Origin of the sequence: Corynebacterium sp. MSK041 (assembly GCF_030232265.1) — a bacterium.
Lineage (GTDB): Bacteria > Actinomycetota > Actinomycetes > Mycobacteriales > Mycobacteriaceae > Corynebacterium.
The window spans coordinates 1-1,140 of the sequence record NZ_JASPJK010000038.1 but is presented as its reverse complement, the minus strand read 5'-3'; the positions used below and the strand labels follow the sequence as shown (position 1 = coordinate 1,140).

Annotated in this window: 1 protein-coding gene; it reads left to right on the top strand. The window is 55.9% G+C overall.

The annotated features are described in order from the left end of the window. A protein-coding gene (locus QP968_RS11070; protein ID WP_284856447.1) for an IS3 family transposase occupies window positions 1-1,110 on the top strand; the annotation gives its coding sequence in 2 pieces (ribosomal slippage) (window positions 1-164 and window positions 164-1,110; 1,111 coding nt annotated over the 2 pieces). This gene is flagged as partial in the annotation. Window positions 1,111-1,140: the final 30 nt, after the last annotated feature.

The window sequence follows — 1,140 nt, the reverse complement described above, 5'->3', positions numbered from 1 at the left end:
TGGCATCTCCCACCACACGTTGCGCGCTTGGTACCGCGACAGCATCGCAGTCGACGAGCAGGCTTTGCCTTCAGGTGGTGAAACTGTCGAAGAAGAGCTCAAGCGGCTGCGCCGGGAAAACCGCGAGTTGAAACGAGCCAACGCAATCCTCAAGACTGCCTCGGCTTTTTTCGCGGCGGAACTCGACCGACCCACGACCAAATGATCGCCTACATCGACGCGCACAAAGATCAGTTTGGGGTCGAGGCCATCTGCCGTGTTTTGAAACAGGCAGATCGTGGATTCATCACTTCTCGCGGCTACCGCAAAGCCACTACTCGTGTCCCGAGTACGAGAGCGTTAAGCGATAGTCTGCTTATCCCAGAGATTCAACGCGTGCATGCGGAAAATTTCTCGGTCTATGGCATCCGCAAGATGTGGCACGCGATGAACCGCGAAGGCTTTCATATCGGCCGTGACAAGACTGCACGCTTGATGAAGCTTGCAGGTGTTTCTGGTCGACGACGTGGACGAATCCCGATAACTACGATCAAGGCGAAGACACCGGATCATCGCCCGGACTTGGTGGAGCGAAACTTTCGTGCAACAGCACCTGGACGGCTTTGGGTGGCCGACATTACCTACGTTCGCACCCTGTCAGGGTTTGCATATACAGCGTTTGTCACTGACGTCTACAGTCGCAAAATAGTCGGTGTTGCCACACGCTCTACGATGCGTACCGATGCGCTGCCGATGGAGGCTTTGGAACATGCGTTAACAACTGCTGGTCGAATCCATGGCGATCAGCTGGTACACCACAGTGATCGGGGCAGTCAGTACGTGTCGTTGAAGTACTCCGCCGCTTTAGCTGAAGCCGGGATCCAGCCGAGTGTCGGCACCGTTGGCGATTCTTATGACAACGCGTTGGCGGAGACGGTCAACGGTCTCTATAAGGCTGAACTTATCCATGCGCACGGCCCGTGGACGTCGGTCGGCGAAGTCGAGCTTGCCACCTTGCGGTGGGTGCATTGGTGGAACACCAAGCGCCTTCACGAAGCCTTGGACTATGCCACCCCGCAGGAAGTAGAAACCGAGTATTATCTCACCGAGCCCATTAACACAGGGCCATAAAAGAAGCGGAACCAAACCCAGGACGCTTCA